Below are 17,398 nucleotides of genomic sequence, written 5' to 3'. Positions count from 1 at the left end.
TTCCCTGAGTTTCTTCGCTAGAGCCGCCAGGCGGACGTGATCGTCACGGACATGGTATCACCCGGCATCGGCCTTTCGCGGCTGAAGGCCCGGAGGATTTGGCCGTCGGCCAGGTCCAGCGTCACGCTGTAGCGCTCCCCCTCATAGAGCGATGAGCGCACACGCGCAGCGGCCCCTTCGCCGCCCAGCCTGACATCCTCCGGCCGGACCAGGACGTCGGCCAGAACCCCGCCGTCAGGCGCGGCTGCGCCCAGCAGCGCGCGGATCGCGCCCCAGTCGAGTTTCCGCAGCATTGCGGCGGGCACGGCAAGCGAGAGGATGGCGCCCCGCCCGATCAGGCTGCCGACAAGCCGCCCCTCGGGGCACGCATAAATCTCCTGCGGCGGCGCGACCTGCAGCAGCTCGCCCCGGGACATGACCGCGATGTCGGTGGCGAGCGCCATGGCCTCGCTCTGGTCATGCGTGACATAGATCATCGTCGCGCCGGAGCGGATATGGAACTCGCGAAACGTCTCCTCCATCTCCTGGCGCAGGTGCCGGTCGAGATTGGCGAGCGGCTCGTCGAGCAGCACGACATCCGGCTGGGTAACGAGGCAGCGCGCGAGCGCGACACGCTGGCGCTGGCCGCCGGAGAGGTCCGCGGGGCGACGGTCGGCGAGATCGGCAAGGCGCACCGTATCGAGTGCCTCGACGATCCGGCGGCGATAGACCTCTTTCGAAACGCCGCGCACCTTCAGCGGATAGCCGACATTGTCGGCCACGCTCATATGCGGCCACAACGCATAGGACTGGAACACCATCGCCATGTTGCGCCGTTCGGGCGGCAGCGACTGGGCGGGATCGGCCAGGAGCCGCTCGCCGAGGAAGATCGCCCCGTCGCTCGGCGCCTCGAAGCCGGCGATCATCCGCAGCACGGTCGTCTTGCCGCAGCCGGACGGGCCGAGCAGCGCAAGGAAGCCGCCCTCTCGCACGTCGAGCGAAACGCGGCTTACCGCCGGCTGGCCGGTGCCGAAGTCCTTGCTGACATTGTTGAGGATCAGCTTCGCCACGGCACCGCCCCCTTCGGCAGGTGCTTCGCCATCGCCTCGAGCAGCAGCATCATGGCGACGACCATGAGGACCACGAGCACGGAAAGCGCGGAGGCAAGATCGGAGCCGCCGCTGTCGTCGAGATTGTAGATCACGACGCCGAGCGTCTGCGTGCCCGCAGACCAGAGCAGCGCGGAAACCGTCAGCTCGTTGCAGGCGATGAGGAACACGAGAATGACCGAAGCGCCCGCGGCGGGCGCGACGAGCGGTACCAGGATATCCTTGAGTCGCGTGAAGAAGCCGGCGCCGGCAAGGCGCGCCGCCTCCTCCAGCGCCGGATCGAGCTGGCGATAGGCGCTGACGACGGGCTTCAGGCTGACCGCGAAGAAGCTCGCGAAATAGGCGACGAGGATGATCCAGATCGTGCCGTAGAGCGTCACGTTGAAGACCGGCAGCGGGGCCGCGAAGACGAGGATGAACGCCACGGCGACGACGATGCCGGGGAGCGCATAGGGGATCTCGATCAGGCTCGCCACCATGCGCGATGCCGCATCCCGCCGGCGCGTCAGCATATAGCCCGCAAGCACCGACAGGACGAGCAGGCCGATGGCGGTGACGGCGGCGAGGAACAGGGAGTTGGCGAAGGCGGTCCGGGTGATCGCCTGCCGCAGCAGCACCTCCTCGAAGGCGTGGAAGGACAGGGTCTTAACTGTCAGCGGCACGCCATAGGCCGGCACCAGCGCACCCGCGAGCAGCGCGAGGAAGGGCGCGACCAGCATGAAGAAGAGAAGGATCGCCAGCACGGGCAGGAAGACGAACCGCCACCGGCCGACGGGAAGGCATGCCGCCGCGCCGGACTGGCCGAGAATGCGGTAGTCACGGCCGCCGAGCGCGCGCTCCTGCACGGCAAGCCCCGCCACCGAGATCAGCGCGATGACGCCGGAGAGCAGCGCGACCTCGCCGAAGGTGCGATCCGTGAAGGCCGCGAACTTGGTGAAGACGAGGGTCGAAAGGGTGTAGATCGACGCCGGAATGCCGAGGATCGCCGGGATGCCGAAATTGCCGATGCAGGAGACGAAGGCGATGGCGGCGCCCGCGATCATGCCCGGCAGGGCGAGCGGCAGGACGATGTCCCGGAACGTGCGCAGGGCCGAGGCGCCGGAAAGGCGCGCCGCCTCCATCCCGTCGCGGGGCACGTTCATCAGCCCCGCCCTGAGGGCGAGATAGACGAGCGGCGCATGCTGCACGCCGTAGAGCAGCGCGACCCCCCCGACCGAATAGAGCGGCTGCGGCGAGCCGAGGGGCGGCGCGATATGCAGCGCCTTCAGGAGCGGGCTCGAAGGGCCGGACATCTGCACCCAGGCCAGCGCCGTCACCTGCGGCGGGATCATCATCGGCAGCACGAAGAGAAAGCCCAGCGCCCCCCGGGCCCGGCATGTCGGTCAAGGTCAGCAGGAAGGCGAAGAGCGAACCGATCGCCAGCGAGATGAGAGTGCCGATGATGGCGGTGACGAGCGTGAAATAGGTCGCCGACCAGAGCGCGCGATCGGTGAGCACCGCGAAAGCGCCGCCATCGGCAAACGCGGCGATGCCGGTCGCCGCCAGCCGCATGAGGGGCAGCACGCTGAGAAGGACGACCACGCTTGCGATAAGCGGAAACAGCCAGATGGGCTGGCTGCTTCCCGGACGAACATATCCATGCATGAAGGTGGCGGCGTGCCTCAGTTCGAGCCGAAATAGCCGGAGAACGTCTTCAGGTCCGCGTCGGTGTTCTTCAGCGCCTCAGCCGCATCGAGCGGCAGCACGCGGATCGTCTCGCGCGCCGGGAAACCGTCCGGCATGGCGATGCCGTTGCGGGCCGGGATGTAGCCGAGCTTGACGAAGCCTTCCTGGCCCTCGACCGAAAGCACGTAGTCGACGAATTTCTTGGCCGCCTCGGCATTCTTCGAGGATGCAAGGATGCCGACAGGCTCGGTGACGGCGGAAACGCCTTCGGCCGGGAAGACGAACGCGACCGGCGCGCCCTTCGCCTTTTCGCGGATCGGCATGTAGTCGACGATCATCCCATAGGCCTTCTCGCCCGAGGCGACGGCCTTCAGCACCGCGCCGTTGCCGCCCGCCGCCGTGGCGCCGTTTTCGGCGAGCGCCTTGTAGTAGTCCCAACCGAGGCCATCGACGGAGGCCAGCGTCTGGGCGTGGATGAGGGCGGCGCCCGAGGTCAGCGGGCTCGGCATGGTGGCAAGGCCCTTGGCCTCCGGCTTTGCAAGGTCCTGCCAGCGCACCGGCTTCATCGCCGCCGCGGTATTATAGACGATGCCGGTGGTGATCAGCTTGGTCGAATAGTAGTGGCCGTCCTTGTCGTAGAGGCTCGCATCGTAGCTGCCGGCTTCCGGCGAGAGATAGGCGAGCAGCTTGCCGTCCTGCTTCAGGCGCTCGAGCGTGACGGTGTCGGCGATCAGCAGCACGTCGGCAACCGGATTGCCGGCCGCGATCTCTGCCTGGAGCTTGGCCATGATCTTCGGCGTGCCGTCGCGCACCCAGTCCACCTTGATGTCGGGATGGGCGGCCATGAAGCCGTCGACGGTCGCCTGCGCGTCCTCGTTCGGCTGGCTGGTATAGAGCACGAGATTTGCGGCAGAAGCCGGCAGGGCAACGAAGCTGGCGGCGAGGAGAGCGGCGGCGGAGACAAGGGTTTTCATGGGAGCATCCTTCCGGGAACGTCATCGCTCCCTACGCCCGTCGCTTGACACCCATGTGACAGCCTTTGCAGTGCCCCGCCAGGCCCGCGCCGCGATCGGGTGCCGGTCGTGAAACCCGCATCGAACCGAAAGTCCCCTGTTGACTGACGCCGGCAGCTCTGGACGAAAGCCATTCGATCCCGCTTTAACGGCGTGACGCGAAATTTTCTCCCGGACCGTAACGCACCGATCGGAAAACGATGCCAATCCATGAACTTGCGGCGCTCGGCGCCGCGACCTGCTGGGCCCTGACCGGATTGATCTCGGCCGGCCCCGCGGGCCATCTCGGCGCACCGGCCTTCAACCGGGCACGCCAGGTCTTCGTCACCGGTCTGCTGGCGCTCTACGTCCTGTTCACCGGCGTCTGGCGGGAGCTGGACATGGCGAGCGCCGGGCCGCTGCTCTTGTCCGGGCTGATCGGCATCTTCCTCGGCGACACGCTGCTCTTCGAAACGCTCAACCGTCTCGGCCCGCGCCGCTCCGGCATCCTCTTCGCCCTGAACGCGCCGATTGCCGCCCTGCTCGGATGGCTGGTGCTGGGCGAGACCCTGTCGAGCCTCGCGGTGGCAGGCATCCTGCTGACGGCCTTCGGCGTGCTGCTGGCCATCGTCTTCGGCAAGCGCCGGGCGCAGATGCACCAATGGGAGGCGATCAAGGGGCCGCTTTCGGTCGGCGTGCTGCTGGGCATCGGCGCGGCGACGGGCCAGGCCATCGGCTCCATCCTCGCCCGGCCGGTCATGGCGACCAGCATCGATCCCTTCCTCGCCTCGCTGCTGCGCGTCGGCACCGCCGCCTTCTGCCTCAGCATTCTGCTCCAGCTGCCGATCCCCTCCGTGAAGCCGAGGGGGCCGCTGACGCTGAAGGTCGCGGCAATGACGGCGCTGACCGGCATCCTCGCGCTCGCCATCGGCATGACATTGCTGCTGTTCGCCCTTTCCGGCGGAAAGGTCGGCATCGTCTCGACGCTCTCCGCCACCTCGCCGGTGATGATCCTGCCCATGCTCTGGCTGAGGACCGGCGAGCGGCCTGCCGGCGGCGCCTGGGCCGGCGCGGCCCTCGTCGTCATCGGCATGGGGCTGATCTTCATGTGAAACGCGCGGAACGCACGGCGGAGGCGTCCCGCGGGCACATCACAAGCCGGCTCAGCGGCCGTCCTTCGCCTTGAGGCCGGCGGCCGCGATAAGCTCCGTGAGCGTCCGCCGCAGCATCTCATAGGGCGCGGTGGTCTCGATGGCCTTGTGATACAGGATCCCCGCATCGAAGCTCCAGATTTCGCGCGTCGTCTCCACCTGGCGAATGCCGATATCGCGGAAGCTCCCGAACAGCGGCGCAGCGAGGCAGGCGAGAAAATCGCCGCTGCGCACCAGTTCGACGACCGCCATGAGAGAACTCGATTCGACCGCGATCCGCGGCGGGCCTATTCCCAGCGACTTCAGGAAGGCGCTCAGGCGCTCGATGGCGTCCGTATCGGCCTGGTAGAGGACCCATTGGAACCGGGACAGATTGTTGAGGTCGAGGGGCGAGCGCTCGAAGATCGGATGGGCATCCCGCGCGAAGATCCCGCTCTGGATGGTGATGAGCGGCCGAAAACCGATATGGTCCGGAAGCGCCGACAGGTCATGCGGGCTGGCCGAGACCACGAGGTCGAGCTCGCCGGCGAAGAGCTTGGGGTGAATGACGGTGTTGACCCCGACATCGAGGGTCGTGCGGACATCGGGGAAGCGCTGGTGCAGCCGCGTCAACGCCTTGGGCAGCAGCGTACCGCCCCAGAACGGCCCGCCGCCGATCCTCAGGTGCCCCCGGTGCCCGCTGCGCATCGCTTCCAGCTCGGACGAGGCAAAGCGGCATTCCGTATCGATCATCTGCGCATAACGCAGCAGCGTCTGCCCATAGATAGTGAGGGTGACGCCGCGCGTGTGCCTGTCGAACAGCGTTATCCCGCACTCCTCCTCGAGCCGCCGGATGTTCCGCGTCAAGGCCGGCTGGCTAAGTCCCATCTTCTCGGCAGCGGCCGTCACATTGCCCTCCCTCGCAACGGTCAGGAACGATCGCAGCAAGCCGATATTGCGCAGCAGGTCCATAACTCCTCCGTATGGCTTTCGAGCATTTAAGTATTATACGGCATGGCAAAGCTTCACTAGTGTCTGCCACACGAGGCAAGGCGATGCGGGGCGACATGGCGGAGAACCCGGAAGCGAAACGAAGCTGCTGCAGCCTGCCGCGCCGCGAAGGCGCCGGCAATGCACCGGCGCGAAACGGCGAGGCCCTGCCGGCGACGGCACCGGCGCCGGCGGACGTCGCCTGGTTCGACGCGGGCATCGCGACCGTCGGCACCGACAGGCCCGTCATCGATACGGACGGAGAGGGTCCGGCGCGCCAGGTGGCGGTGCGGGCGTATGGCCTGGACAGGCATGCCGTCACGAATGCGCGCTTCGCCCGTTTCGTGGCGGACACCGGCCATGTCACGGATGCGGAGCGTTTCGGCTGGAGCTTCGTCTTCAAGGACTTTGTCGCACCGGGAACCGCGACCAGCCAGCCGGTCGGCCTGCCCTGGTGGCATCGGGTCGACGGCGCGACATGGCGCCTGCCGGGCGGCCCCGGCGGTCCGCTCCGTGCGGACGACCGGCACCCGGTCGTCCACGTCTCCTGGAACGACGCACAGGCCTTTGCCCGCTGGGCTGGCGGCCGGCTGCCCTCCGAAGCCGAGTGGGAGCACGCCGCAAAGGCCGGCCGGGCGGAGATGCGGTATCCATGGGGGGACGATGAGCCCAGCGACCGGGCCATCCACTGCAACATCTGGCAGGGTCGTTTCCCGTACATCAATTCGCTTGCCGACGGCTATGGCGGCACGGCGCCGGTGGACGCGTTCGAACCGAACCCCGCGGGCCTCTTCAACATGTGCGGCAATGTCTGGGAATGGTGTGCCGACGCGTTTCACGTCCAGCCCCTCACACAGGCCGCGAAGGCACGCAACGCGCTCGCAGGCCGGAATGCCGAGCGCCTTCTCAAGGGGGGCTCCTATCTCTGCCACATCGGCTACTGCTACCGCTATCGCATCGCCGCCCGCATGGGGCACAGCGCCGACACGTCGACGGGCCATATCGGCTTCCGCCTCGCCTACGACCGGCCCTGACATTCCTGCGCAGGTCGCCCGGGGCTCGTTCGCTGCCTGACGGCCTTTCCCTGTGCCTTCAGCGAGCGCGCGCCTCCTCTGCGCACCAGATCGTCCCGGAACAGCGTCCGCAGGTCGCGGAACGAGCGATAGCCGAGAACGCCCGCGAGGCGGGAGACGGTCGTCGCCGACACGCCGGCCCGCCGCGCGATCGACGAACATGTCCCGAAGGCCATGATATCCGGATGCTGCAGGGCGAAGTCCACAAGCAGGGCCAGTTGCCGCGGAAAGGCGGAACCGCTCGCCATGGCGAGGGCATGCAGTTCGCCCCAGGTCCGGGGAGGTTTGTGGCCAGGGTTCATGATCCGCTCCTTGGCTGGTGAAAACGGAGAAATGGACATCAGGGCCGGCCCGGCATCCCGCGTGCCGGCCATGCGGCGCGGATCCGCGAGCGGACGCGAAATCCCCTGCCCTAGAGACGCCGCCCGCTTTGCGGGTCGAAAAGGTGGATGCGGCCCGGGTCGGGTGACAGCCGCACCATGTGCCCGGCCCGCACATCCAGGCGGTCGCGCGCGACGCAGGTGACCTCCTGCCCCGCGAGCCTTACGACGAGATAGGTTTCGGCCCCGGTCGGCTCCACCACGCAGACCTCCGCGGCAACGCCGTCTTCGCCAATGCCGATATGTTCGGGCCGGACGCCGTAGACCGCCCGCCGGCCAACCAGTTCCGGAGCCGGCGCGGCAAGCGGCAGCCGGACGTCGCCGGCGAGGAACCCGTCGTCGCGGATCTCTCCCGTCAGAAAATTCATTGCCGGCGAACCGATGAAGCCGGCGACGAACATGTTGACGGGACTGTCGTAAAGCGCCAGCGGCGCACCGACCTGCTCGACGACGCCGTCGCGCATGACGACGATCTTGTCGGCCATCGTCATCGCCTCCACCTGATCATGCGTCACATAGACGGTGGTCGTTCCGAGGCGCTGGTGCAGGCTCTTGATCTCCGCCCGCATGGAAACGCGCAGCTTCGCGTCGAGATTGGAAAGCGGCTCGTCGAACAGGAACACCTTGGGGTCGCGAACGATCGCCCGCCCCATCGCCACGCGCTGGCGCTGGCCGCCGGAAAGCTGGCGCGGATAGCGCTGCAGAAGCGTGTCGAGGTTGAGGATACGCGCCGCCCGCTCCACCTTGCCCTGGATTTCGCGCTTGTCCGTGTTCTTGAGCTTCAGCGCGAAGCCCATGTTCTCCGCCACGGTCATATGGGGATAGAGCGCGTAGTTCTGGAAGACCATCGCAATGTCGCGGTCCTTGGGGGGCAGCTCGTTCACGACGGTCTCGGCGATCCGTATCGTGCCGCCGCTGATCTCCTCAAGGCCTGCAAGCATGCGCAGGAGGGTCGACTTGCCGCAGCCCGACGGACCGACAAGCGTGACGAACTCCCCGTCGTCGATCTGGATGGAAACGCCGTGCAGGGCCTTGAGCGTGCCGTAGGACTTCTGGACGTTGTGAATTTCGACCGAGGCCATCGTCGTGACTCTCCTTGACAGTCTGAAAGGGAAGCCGGTCCCAACCGGGGACCGGCCCGATGGCGGCGGCAGATCAGCCGGCGGCAAGGCTCGGGTGCTGCCCGCGCTCGACATAGATGCCGACCGTCACGTCCCACGGGATGACGCCCACCCGGGCAGCCCAGGCCTGCCACCGGGCCGCAAGGTCGGCGACGATATCGGGATTGTCCGCCGCAAGGTCGACGAGCTCCGTGCGGTCGGCCGCAAGGTCGTAGAGCTCCCAGCCGTTCGGCTCCTCGCGCACGAGCTTCCAGCGCCCGACCCGGATCGCGGCATTGCCCGTATGCTCCCAGTAAAGCGGTGCTTCAAGCAGCGACCCGCCGCGCAGGAGCGGCAGCAGGCTCCGCCCCTCCAGCGGCGCGACCGCGCGGCCGAGCGCCGGCGGCGGATAGCTGGCGCCGGTCACGTCCAGGATCGTCGGCGCGATGTCGACGAGCTGCGTCGGCGCATCGAGGATCGCCCCGTCCGCAAACCCGCCAGCCGGCCAGTGTACGATCAGCGGCGTCGCGATCCCGCCTTCGTGCACCCAGCGCTTGTAGAAGCGGAACGGCGTGTTGGAGAGGTTCGCCCAGGCGCGGCCATAGCTCGAATAGGTGTCTTCGGCGCCCGGAACGATGTCCGGCGTGTTGCCCACGCGCATCGGCCTGCCGTCACGCGTCGCCCGCGGCAGGATGTCGGCCCGCTGCATGAAGGTCTCGACATCGAACTGGGGCAGGTCCTCCGGCGAGGCGCCGTTGTCGGAAAGGAAGACGAACAGCGTGTTCTCGAACGTGCCGCTCGCCTTGAGCGCCTCGACGATCCGGCCGATGCCGCGATCCATGCCTTCGATCTGGGCCGCATAGGCCTGCATGCGCTTGGCCTGCCACGCCTTGTGTTCCTCGGCCGTCCAGGCCGGCTGCGTCGGATCGCGCTCGCTGAGCGTGGTGTCGGCCGGCAGGATGCCTTCCGCGACGAGGCGCTCCATGCGCTTTTCGCGCAGCGCATCCCAGCCCTCGTCGAAGCGGCCCTCGTAGCGGGCGATGTCCTCGTCGGGCGCATGCAGCGGCCAATGCGGCGCGGTGAAGGCGGCGTAGAGGAAGAAGGGATTGCCGGCGGCCGCCTGCTCCGCGATGAAATCGGCACCATGGGCGGCGATGGCGTCCGTGTAGAAGAAGCCGGGATCCAGCGCTTCCGCCGAGGCGTCGCTCTCCCCGCGCGTCAGCGTGCCGGGGGCGTAGAAGCTGCCGCAGCCGGTCAGCGTGCCGAAGAAGCTGTCGAAGCCGCGGCGTGTCGGCCAGGTGTCGTTCGGCGTGTGCATGTCGGTCGCCAGATGCCACTTGCCCGACAGGCATGTCGCATAACCGGCCGCCTTCAGCATTTCCGCCAGCGTCGCGCAACGACCGTTGAGGTTGCCGGGATATCCGCGCGGCAGGTCATTGTTCGTGAGGACGCCGATCCCCGTCTGGTGCGGGTGAAGGCCGGTCATCAGCGAGGCGCGCGAGGGGCTGCAGCGCGCGGTGTTGTAGAACTGCGAAAAACGAGCGCCGTTGCGCGCAAGGCCATCCAGATGCGGCGTGGATATTTCTCCGCCATAGCAGCCGAGATCGGAAAAACCCATGTCATCGGCAAGGACAAGGACGATATTGGGACGCTTGGTCATCGATGCTCTCTCAGTTGGTTGCGCCACCGATCGCTCGGGTGGCGGATTCCGGAGCATTTCCGGTGAACCGGAGTTCACCGGAAATGCTCCGGATTCTTGTTTTTCCGCATTATCCGACGCCGAAGCGGCTTCGCTTCGGCTGGAAATGCTCCGGGCACGGCAGGATCGTTCCGCCGGCCCGGGGGCCGGCAGTCGCAGGTGTTCGAAATCTCCGTTCCGGAACCGTCCTGTTCACGCAGCCCGCCGCACCACGGCGGCATGCGTGACGGGATCAGCCCTCGCTACTTCGCAAAACCGCTTGCCTTGGCGATGTCCGCGAGCTTTGCCTGCAGGCCGTCGAGCGCCGCGGCAACCTCCACCTCGCCCGAGCCGATCTGGCCGATGACCGGCTCGACGGCCTCGAGCATCTGGGCGGCAAAGACGTATCGGATCGAGCCGCGGGCCAGGGGCGCGGAATCGCGCGCCGCTTCCATGATCGGCCGGAGCGCGCCGGCACCCGAGACGTCGATGTCCTTGCGCGTCGGAATGCCGCCCGCGCCGGCAAAGACCTCCTGCTGCTTCTTTTCCAGCATCCAGACGATGAACTCGGCGGCCGCGCGCTGGCGTTCCGGCGCCTGGCCTGCCGGCACGCAGAGGGACCACACGCCGCTTGCCGGAACCGGCTGGTCGAGCGACCCCGCCGGCACGACCGCATAGCCGCATTTTCCGACGACGGAGGAGCGGGACTCGTCCTCCAGCTGCGGCATGCCGGCCGCCACGAAATGTCCCTGCAGGGCCTGGCCGCTCTGCATGAGCGCGATGCAATCCGCCTGCCCGACCGTCTGCGGCCGGGACGGCCCCAGCTCCAGAAGGCGGCGGAAGGTCGTCGCCGCGGCCTTTGCCGCCTCGCTGTTTATCGCCGGCACGAGCGAGCCGCCGTCGACGGTGAACCAGTCCGCGCCGAAGCCGTAGAGCACATGCATGAACTCGTAGCTGACCGACTGGCCGCCCGTCGTCGGCTGGCCGCGCGTGACATAGCCGTATCGGACCTCCCCGGCCTCTACCGCCTTCTTCCCGTTCTCGATCGCCTCGTCCCAGGTGCGCGGCACCTGCAGGCCCAGCTTGTCGTAGATGTCCTTGCGGTAGACGAAGAGATCGACATTGCCGTTGATCGGCAGGCCCATCACCTGCCCGCCGGCCACGCCCAGCCTTTGCTGCCTGTCCCACAGCGGCAGGTTGTCGTAGGTCAGGATGTTCGGATCGAGCGCATAGCCTTCGATGATCTCGTCGATCGGCTTGATCCAGCCGTTGTCGTAGAACTGGCCGGTCCACGGCTCGTCGAGCTGGAAGATGTCGAAGGCGGCGTTCTTGCTCTGGATCGCGTTGGTCATCTGGGTGCGCATGCCGCCATAGGGGAACGGCCGAAAGGTGATCTTCACGCCCTTTTCCGCCTCATAGGCCGCAGCCGCCTTCTGATAGGCCGGCAGCCAGGGCGTCGTGCCGGTCAGCACGATCAGCTCCCTGACCTCGGCGGCGGCCGCCCCCCATGCCGGAAGGCCTGCCACGCCCGCCGCGCCCGCGGCGGCGATCCCCTTGAGAACCTGGCGCCGGGATAGGGGCAGGCGCGCGGTTTCGGTTTGCTTGATCATCTGTTCCTCCCTGAGATCAATCGGTGCATTTACTTGACGGAGCCGCGCGTCATGCCGGCAATGATGCGCTTGCTGGCGAGCACGCTCGCAATCATGATCGGCACCACGGCAAGGCTGCCGACGGCCGAGAGCTGGCCCCAGCGGACCTCGTAGGGCTGCACCAGCGATGCGATGCCCACGGAGAGCGGCGAGGTCGTGCCGCCGGACGTCATCGTCAGCCCCATGAGAAACTCGTTCCACGTCATGATGGCCGTGAAGAGCGAGCTGGTGATCAGGCTCGGCGTGACGAGCGGCAGCATGATCGTCCAGAAGGATCGCGCCTCGCTCGCGCCGTCGATGGAGGCCGCCTCCTGCAGCGCGGGCGGGATCTCGTCGAAGCCGATCTTCATGAGCAGCGTGGCGAACGGCAGGTTGAGGATCGTGTTGAGGATGATGAGGCCGGCGAGCGATCCCAGGAGGCCCGTCTGGATCAGCGTCACGTAGAAACCCGGCACGAGTGCCATCGGCGGCAGCATCGGGACCACGGCGCAGGAGGCGCCGACCGTGGCGGTCAGCCACCACGGCAGCCGCAGCTTGGAAAGGCCGTAGGCCGCAAGCGTCGAGGCGATGCCGCACAGGACGACCGTTCCCGCCACGATGACGAGGCTGTTGGCAAGCTGCGCGCGGAAGGGCTGGTCGTCCGCCAGGATGGCGGTCACGTTGTCCAGCGTCAGGTCCAGCTCCCAGAACATGGAGATGATCGCCCGGTCCGACTGGAAGGAAAGCACGATCATCCATACGATGGGGGCGATGAAGAGCAGCAGCAGCAGCGCCAGGACGGCATCGCAGGTGAGGTCGGCGAGATCCTTGCGCCGGCGCAGCCGCGCGTCGGCAAGGGTCCCTGTCTTGATGGCATGGCTGCCGGCGGTCATGCTTCCACCTCACGCGTTGCAGAAAAGGGCCGGATGGCGCGCAGGTGCCTGACGAGCATGCCCGCGCCGATGGCGAGCGACATCAGCGCCACGAGCAGAACGCTGAAGGCGGAGCCGTAGCCGTAGTTCAACTGGTCGAAGAAGACGTCGCGGATATGCAGCGAGACCAGCGTCGTGGCGCCGTTCGGGCCGCCTGCCGTCAGGAGATACATCTCGTCGAACGCCTTCACGCCCATGATCGCCCGGATGAAGACCGTTCCGATGATCGCCGGCATGAGCATGGGGATCTTGATGTAGCGGATCACCTGCCACTCGTTGGCGCCGTCGCAGCGCGCCGCCTCGATGGCCTCTTCGTCGACCGCGCAGAGCGCCGTGTAGAGCATGAGGAAGGCGACCGGCGTCCAGTGCCAGACGTCGACGATGATGATGGCGACGATCGCGCCGGCCTCCGTGCCGAGCCAGTCCTGGGTCGGCAGCCGCACGGTATCGAGCAGCTTGTTGAGCACGCCGATGTTCGGGCTGAGGATCAGGAGCCAGATGAGGCTCACCACGACGGGCGCCACGATTGCCGGCCACAATAGGACGACCTGCGAGATGCGGTTGAGCCGCCTGCTGCGCTGGACGAGCAGCGCCAGCACCAGGCCGAGGACGACGGACAGGACGACGGTCGCGACCACGAAGAGAGCCGTGACCGCCAGCGAGTACATGGCCAGCTCGTTGGCGAGGATCTCGCGAAAATTGTCGAACCCGGCCGGCTGCCAGACGAACTCCCCCGCCTCGATGCGCAGATGGGAGAAAGCCATGAGCACGACCTGCGCCCAGGAATAGCCGCCAACCCCGACGATCAGGACGAGAAAGGGGAGCGTGGTGGTCTTCGCGAAGACGCTGGACCGCCGCCAGAATGTCAACGCCATGTCGTCAGATACCCCTGCCGCGCTCGGGCGATCCCGTCGCCGCGCGTTCCGGGCAATCTCCCGCCCATGGCAGGCTTACGCCGCCGTCCGGACATTTCATCTCCTCCCAGATTATGTTCCACCTGATCCTTGCGCCATCTCAGCCATAAACTGAAATGCTTTCTTCTTTAAAATCCATAACCAAGGCGCATGGCGACGACAGGGCATCGCCGACCGCGAACCGCGCGGCACCGCGATCCGGACGGAACTTCGCAGGCCGCTTTGCGGTTACCTTCAGAAGCCTGATTGCGTTTGCGGGAGAGATGTCATGAATCGTATTGTTTCGGCCGTTCTGGCCTGCTGTGTCCCGATGCTGTTTCCCACGGGGACGAGCGCCAACGAGGAGCGGTTTCTGGACAGCCTCGCGGGCGACTATGCCGGACAGGGCCAGGTCCGCCTGCGCACGGACAGAAAGCCGATCACCGTCAGTTGCACATTCGCCTCGACCACGTCGGGCGATTCATTGTCGCTGAAGGGGCGGTGCCGCGGACTGGTCGTCGTGTCGAGGGCCGTCGGCGTCGATCTCAAGGTTTCCGGCGGAACCTACCGCGGATCCTACATCGGAGCCGGTTCCGGACCGGCGTCGCTTTCCGGCCGGCGCAAGGGCGAGGCGCTCAATCTCACCATCGGCTGGGCAAAGAAGGTGAACGGCGATCGCCGCGCCAACCTCTCCGTGGCGAAGGCCGGAAATGACGGCCTGACGCTCACGACGACGGACCGCGACCCCTCGTCGGGCAAGATGGTGACGACAAGCCGGATCACGCTTCAGCGCCGGTAAGCGCAGAAAAGGGCCATCGGCCGGCCGGCATGGACCGGCTGGCGACTGGTTCTAGTCCTCGGGGCCGTAGCCCGGCATCCTGTAGATCGTATCGGACCGTTGCTGAATGTCCGGCACGAAGACCCTCGCCATCCATTCCTCGTCCTTGACGTCCTCGATCGCCACCGACACGAGGTCTTCGCCGCACCCCAGCGATGCCGTTACGGCCTGGGTGAGCGCTTCGGCAAGCGCCCTCTTCTGCTCCTCGCTACGCCCTTCGATCATCTTGAGGATCACATGCGGCATCCTCGCCTCCCCGCTGAAACCTGCCGGCCGTCTTTGGAAACCTTCACGGCCATTGCTTTGCCCACTCCTTCAACTCCGCCCTCGCCTTTTCCGGCCATTCCGTCACCGGGGCGGGAAACACCGCGATCCGTTCGCCATGCGGCTTCCAGGCCGCATAGGCGCGGCGATCGCTCGAGGACAGGTAGATCAGACCCGCCTCGTCAAGGCATGCGTGCGGACGGCACGCGGTGCCGACGAAATCGTCCCCCTTGAACTGGCCGCTTCCGACGCCGGCCATCAATTGCTGGAACTGCGTAAAATCCGAGCCGAGCACCATCTTGAAGCTTGCTGCGATTTCGGCGTTGTTGAAGGCGTCGGACGGGTGCGTGAAGGTGCGCTCCCGCAGGTTGCTCCAGCCGCGCGCCTCGTCCGGCTGGAAGGCCACGGGGGCAAGCGGCGTCATGCCGCGATCGACGCTCCACTGCCATCGCTCCGTATCCCGCCCGGGAACGCTCGCCGTCGAAAACAGCAGCGTCGAGCCCTCCACCGCGTGCGACACGGGCGTGCAACTGTCCAGGGGACCGTCTATCCTCGGCGCGCCTTTCTCGGGAAACGACAGCACGAAGGGAGACCCCTCGCAGGCATTGCCTCCGACCGAGCTCGTGCCGACCACCACGACCGTCCCGTCGAAGGCATAGATGTCGTCCAGGAAGATGATCGCATTCGTGTGCAGCTCCCGGCCATCGACGGCGAGCACTTTCTCGAAGTCCCGCTCCTTGATCTCGATCGTGCGGCCCGCGATCTTCTCCAGCTCCACCGCATTGGCGGATACGGCAAGGCCGGCAAGCCAGCCGGCCAGGGAAAATGTGAGAATCAACCGTCGCGTCATGAAAACCTCCTGCACTTTGCGCGCAGGCTAGGCGGCGCGGCTGTCGATCGCAACCGGGCAATCCGTTTTCGCGAACGCCATGAACGGCGACGTTCGCCGTCACGGCTGCCCCTGCCGCGCGGGGCGCCCCGCTGCTGTCATGTCGCGCAGGCTCATTGGCCGGCTGAAAGCCGCGGGCCGGCCGATCTTCCGTCCTGCCGGCGTTTCAGACCGTCAGATGTTGACGCGCCTCCGGTTCGTCAAGCGTCGCGGCGGCGCCTTCGTGTACGATCGAGCCCCGGTCCATGATATAGACGTGATCGGCAAGCTCGCGGCAGAAGTCGAGATACTGCTCGACGAGCAGGATGGCCATGCCGGTGGAATCGCGCAGGTACCGGATCGCCCGGCCGATGTCCTTGATGATCGACGGCTGGATGCCTTCGGTCGGCTCGTCGAGCACGAGGATTTTCGGACGTGTCACCAGCGCGCGGCCGATGGCGAGCTGCTGCTGCTGGCCGCCCGAAAGATCGCCGCCGCGCCGGCCGAGCATGGTGTGCAGCACCGGGAAGAGGCTGAAGATCTCGTTCGGGATGAAGCGCTCCGAACGCTTCAGCGGCGCGTAGCCGGATTCGAGGTTCTCCCGGACGGTGAGCAGCGGGAAGATTTCGCGCCCCTGCGGCACATAGCCGATGCCCTCCCTGGCGCGGCCATAGGGCGCCATGCCGTCGAGCTTCACGCCGTTGAAGGCCACCGAGCCCGAGGAGAGCGGGTGCTGGCCGGTGATGGCGCGCAAGAGGCTCGATTTTCCGACGCCGTTGCGGCCGAGCACGCAGGTGATCCTGCCCGTCTCGGCCGTGAGCGAGATGCCGCGCAGCGCCTGGGCGGCGCCGTAGTGGAGGTTGGCGTTTTCGACGGTCAGCATGCGGGGGCTCCCTTGGTGTCGGAGGCCTTGGCACCCCCCTCTGCCCTGCCGGGCATCTCCCCCACAAGGGGGGAGACTGGATGGGGCGAGGCCTCGCCCATTACGAACGTCGCGTGGGAGCAAAGCTTCTGCCACTTGCCGATCTCCCCACTTGTGGGGGAGATGCCCGGCAGGGCAGAGGGGGGTATCGCCGCAGCGAATTCCAAAGCCAGAAATACCGAATACACCCTCACCTCCCCAGATAGTTCTCGATGACCTTCTGGTCGGCGCTGACGAAATCGATCGAGCCCTCCGCCAGAACCGAACCTTCCGCAAGGCACGTCACCTTGACGCCGAGGTCGCGGATGAAGCCCATGTCGTGCTCGACCACCACCACCGAGCGGGTCTTGGCGATCTCCTTCAAAAGGATCGCCGTCTCCGCCGTCTCGGCGTCCGTCATGCCGGCGACAGGTTCGTCGACCAGCAGCAGTTCCGGCTCCTGCGCCAAGAGCATGCCGATCTCCAGCCATTGCTTCTGGCCGTGGCTGAGGTTGGCGGCGAGGTCGTCCTTGCGGTTGGTCAGGCGCACGGTCGAGAGGATTTCCTCGATGCGGGCCTTGTCCTCCGCGGTCAGGCGATAGAACAGCGTCGAGAAGACACCGCGGTTGCGGTTGAGCGCCAGTTCCAGATTGTCCCACACGGTGTGGCTCTCGAAGACCGTCGGCTTCTGGAACTTGCGGCCGATGCCGAGCTGGGCGATCTCCGCCTCGTCCTTCTGGGTGAGATCGACCGTGCCCTTGAAGAAGACCTCGCCGGCATCCGGCCGGGTCTTGCCGGTGATGATGTCCATCATCGTCGTCTTGCCCGCGCCGTTCGGGCCGATGATGGCGCGCAGCTCGCCGGGCTCGATGACGAAGGAGAGCGAGTTCAGCGCCTTGAAGCCGTCGAAGGAAACCGAGACGCCGTCGAGATAGAGGATGCTGGTGGGTTTTGCATTGCTTGCGAGCGTGTTCATGC

Annotated in this window: 16 protein-coding genes and 1 pseudogene; 3 read left to right on the top strand and 14 right to left on the bottom strand. The window is 66.7% G+C overall.

The genetic code is table 11. From position 1 onward, the window contains the following. Positions 1-17: 17 nt before the first annotated feature. The 3 genes and pseudogenes from MUU56_RS22355 to MUU56_RS22345 form a co-directional block, all read right to left on the bottom strand. Positions 18-1,049: an ABC transporter ATP-binding protein gene (locus MUU56_RS22355; protein ID WP_244769483.1), complete on the bottom strand. Its 1,032-nt coding sequence runs from the start codon at positions 1,047-1,049 to the stop codon at positions 18-20. Continuing rightward, positions 1,037-2,732, bottom strand: a pseudogene (locus MUU56_RS22350) (ABC transporter permease). Before MUU56_RS22350 ends, MUU56_RS22355 begins: the two are co-directional and overlap by 13 nt. A gap of 17 nt (positions 2,733-2,749) precedes the next feature. After that, on the bottom strand, positions 2,750-3,727 hold the full coding sequence (locus MUU56_RS22345; RefSeq protein WP_244769482.1) for an ABC transporter substrate-binding protein: 978 nt from the start codon (positions 3,725-3,727) through the stop codon (positions 2,750-2,752). 239 nt (positions 3,728-3,966) lie between these two features. Between MUU56_RS22345 and MUU56_RS22340 the strand changes: the two genes are divergently transcribed. Next, complete coding sequence (locus MUU56_RS22340) at positions 3,967-4,857, top strand: DMT family transporter (RefSeq protein ID WP_244769481.1); 891 nt, start codon at positions 3,967-3,969, stop codon at positions 4,855-4,857. A 51-nt stretch (positions 4,858-4,908) separates the two neighbouring features. On the opposite strand, the gene MUU56_RS22335 is transcribed toward MUU56_RS22340, so the two are convergent. Further along, entirely contained in the window at positions 4,909-5,847 is a 939-nt protein-coding gene (locus MUU56_RS22335) for a LysR family transcriptional regulator (RefSeq protein ID WP_244769480.1), read from the bottom strand. Positions 5,848-5,906: 59 nt separating this feature from the next. Here MUU56_RS22335 and MUU56_RS22330 point away from each other — a divergent pair, with 59 nt between their 5' ends. Beyond that, positions 5,907-6,899, top strand: coding sequence for a formylglycine-generating enzyme family protein (locus tag MUU56_RS22330; RefSeq protein ID WP_244769479.1), 993 nt, complete (start codon positions 5,907-5,909; stop codon positions 6,897-6,899). Here the strand turns inward: MUU56_RS22330 and MUU56_RS22325 are convergent. From MUU56_RS22325 to MUU56_RS22300, 6 genes are all read right to left on the bottom strand, one after another. Then, positions 6,884-7,312, bottom strand: a complete 429-nt coding sequence (locus MUU56_RS22325; protein ID WP_244769478.1) for a MurR/RpiR family transcriptional regulator — start codon at positions 7,310-7,312, stop codon at positions 6,884-6,886. The two genes, MUU56_RS22330 and MUU56_RS22325, sit on opposite strands and share 16 nt — an antisense overlap. Positions 7,313-7,350: 38 nt before the next feature. Then, complete coding sequence (locus MUU56_RS22320) at positions 7,351-8,400, bottom strand: ABC transporter ATP-binding protein (RefSeq protein ID WP_244769477.1); 1,050 nt, start codon at positions 8,398-8,400, stop codon at positions 7,351-7,353. 73 nt (positions 8,401-8,473) lie between these two features. Next, positions 8,474-10,078, bottom strand: a complete 1,605-nt coding sequence (locus MUU56_RS22315; RefSeq protein ID WP_244769476.1) for an arylsulfatase — start codon at positions 10,076-10,078, stop codon at positions 8,474-8,476. Between the two features lie 281 nt (positions 10,079-10,359). Next, positions 10,360-11,706, bottom strand: coding sequence for an ABC transporter substrate-binding protein (locus tag MUU56_RS22310; protein WP_244769475.1), 1,347 nt, complete (start codon positions 11,704-11,706; stop codon positions 10,360-10,362). Positions 11,707-11,735: 29 nt separating this feature from the next. Beyond that, entirely contained in the window at positions 11,736-12,617 is an 882-nt protein-coding gene (locus tag MUU56_RS22305; RefSeq protein ID WP_244769474.1) for a carbohydrate ABC transporter permease, read from the bottom strand. Next, on the bottom strand, positions 12,614-13,531 hold the full coding sequence (locus MUU56_RS22300) for a carbohydrate ABC transporter permease (RefSeq protein WP_244769473.1): 918 nt from the start codon (positions 13,529-13,531) through the stop codon (positions 12,614-12,616). The genes MUU56_RS22305 and MUU56_RS22300 overlap by 4 nt, the downstream gene beginning before the upstream one ends. Positions 13,532-13,838: 307 nt before the next feature. On the opposite strand from MUU56_RS22300, the gene MUU56_RS22295 reads away from it, so the two are divergent. Continuing rightward, positions 13,839-14,348, top strand: coding sequence for a hypothetical protein (locus tag MUU56_RS22295; protein WP_244769472.1), 510 nt, complete (start codon positions 13,839-13,841; stop codon positions 14,346-14,348). A gap of 51 nt (positions 14,349-14,399) precedes the next feature. Here MUU56_RS22295 and MUU56_RS22290 read toward each other — a convergent pair whose 3' ends face one another. The 4 genes from MUU56_RS22290 to urtD all read right to left on the bottom strand — a co-directional run bounded on the left by MUU56_RS22290 (position 14,400) and on the right by urtD (position 17,396). Then, positions 14,400-14,633, bottom strand: a complete 234-nt coding sequence (locus MUU56_RS22290; RefSeq protein ID WP_244769471.1) for a tautomerase family protein — start codon at positions 14,631-14,633, stop codon at positions 14,400-14,402. Between the two features lie 43 nt (positions 14,634-14,676). Continuing rightward, a complete protein-coding gene (locus MUU56_RS22285; protein ID WP_244769470.1) occupies positions 14,677-15,501 on the bottom strand; it encodes a hypothetical protein in 825 nt (274 codons plus the stop codon). Positions 15,502-15,706: 205 nt separating this feature from the next. Beyond that, on the bottom strand, positions 15,707-16,402 hold the full coding sequence (gene urtE / locus MUU56_RS22280; protein ID WP_244769469.1) for an urea ABC transporter ATP-binding subunit UrtE: 696 nt from the start codon (positions 16,400-16,402) through the stop codon (positions 15,707-15,709). 229 nt (positions 16,403-16,631) lie between these two features. Then, on the bottom strand, positions 16,632-17,396 hold the full coding sequence (gene urtD / locus MUU56_RS22275) for an urea ABC transporter ATP-binding protein UrtD (RefSeq protein ID WP_244769468.1): 765 nt from the start codon (positions 17,394-17,396) through the stop codon (positions 16,632-16,634). Positions 17,397-17,398 lie beyond the last annotated feature (2 nt).

This window comes from Shinella yambaruensis (genome assembly GCF_022899355.1).
GTDB classification, from domain to species: Bacteria; Pseudomonadota; Alphaproteobacteria; order Rhizobiales; family Rhizobiaceae; genus Shinella; species Shinella yambaruensis.
This window is presented reverse-complemented; position numbering and strand designations above follow the sequence as displayed.

Coding starts and splice junctions, on each gene's coding strand:
- MUU56_RS22310 (WP_244769475.1), bottom strand. CDS start 11,706: ATGATCAAGCAAACCGAAACCGCGCGCCTGCCCCTATCCCGGCGCCAG.
- MUU56_RS22315 (WP_244769476.1), bottom strand. CDS start 10,078: ATGACCAAGCGTCCCAATATCGTCCTTGTCCTTGCCGATGACATGGGT.
- MUU56_RS22290 (WP_244769471.1), bottom strand. CDS start 14,633: ATGCCGCATGTGATCCTCAAGATGATCGAAGGGCGTAGCGAGGAGCAG.
- MUU56_RS22325 (WP_244769478.1), bottom strand. CDS start 7,312: ATGGCCGGCACGCGGGATGCCGGGCCGGCCCTGATGTCCATTTCTCCG.
- MUU56_RS22295 (WP_244769472.1), top strand. CDS start 13,839: ATGAATCGTATTGTTTCGGCCGTTCTGGCCTGCTGTGTCCCGATGCTG.
- MUU56_RS22305 (WP_244769474.1), bottom strand. CDS start 12,617: ATGACCGCCGGCAGCCATGCCATCAAGACAGGGACCCTTGCCGACGCG.
- MUU56_RS22340 (WP_244769481.1), top strand. CDS start 3,967: ATGCCAATCCATGAACTTGCGGCGCTCGGCGCCGCGACCTGCTGGGCC.
- MUU56_RS22285 (WP_244769470.1), bottom strand. CDS start 15,501: ATGACGCGACGGTTGATTCTCACATTTTCCCTGGCCGGCTGGCTTGCC.
- urtE (WP_244769469.1), bottom strand. CDS start 16,402: ATGCTGACCGTCGAAAACGCCAACCTCCACTACGGCGCCGCCCAGGCG.
- MUU56_RS22335 (WP_244769480.1), bottom strand. CDS start 5,847: ATGGACCTGCTGCGCAATATCGGCTTGCTGCGATCGTTCCTGACCGTT.
- urtD (WP_244769468.1), bottom strand. CDS start 17,396: ATGAACACGCTCGCAAGCAATGCAAAACCCACCAGCATCCTCTATCTC.
- MUU56_RS22300 (WP_244769473.1), bottom strand. CDS start 13,531: ATGGCGTTGACATTCTGGCGGCGGTCCAGCGTCTTCGCGAAGACCACC.
- MUU56_RS22320 (WP_244769477.1), bottom strand. CDS start 8,400: ATGGCCTCGGTCGAAATTCACAACGTCCAGAAGTCCTACGGCACGCTC.
- MUU56_RS22345 (WP_244769482.1), bottom strand. CDS start 3,727: ATGAAAACCCTTGTCTCCGCCGCCGCTCTCCTCGCCGCCAGCTTCGTT.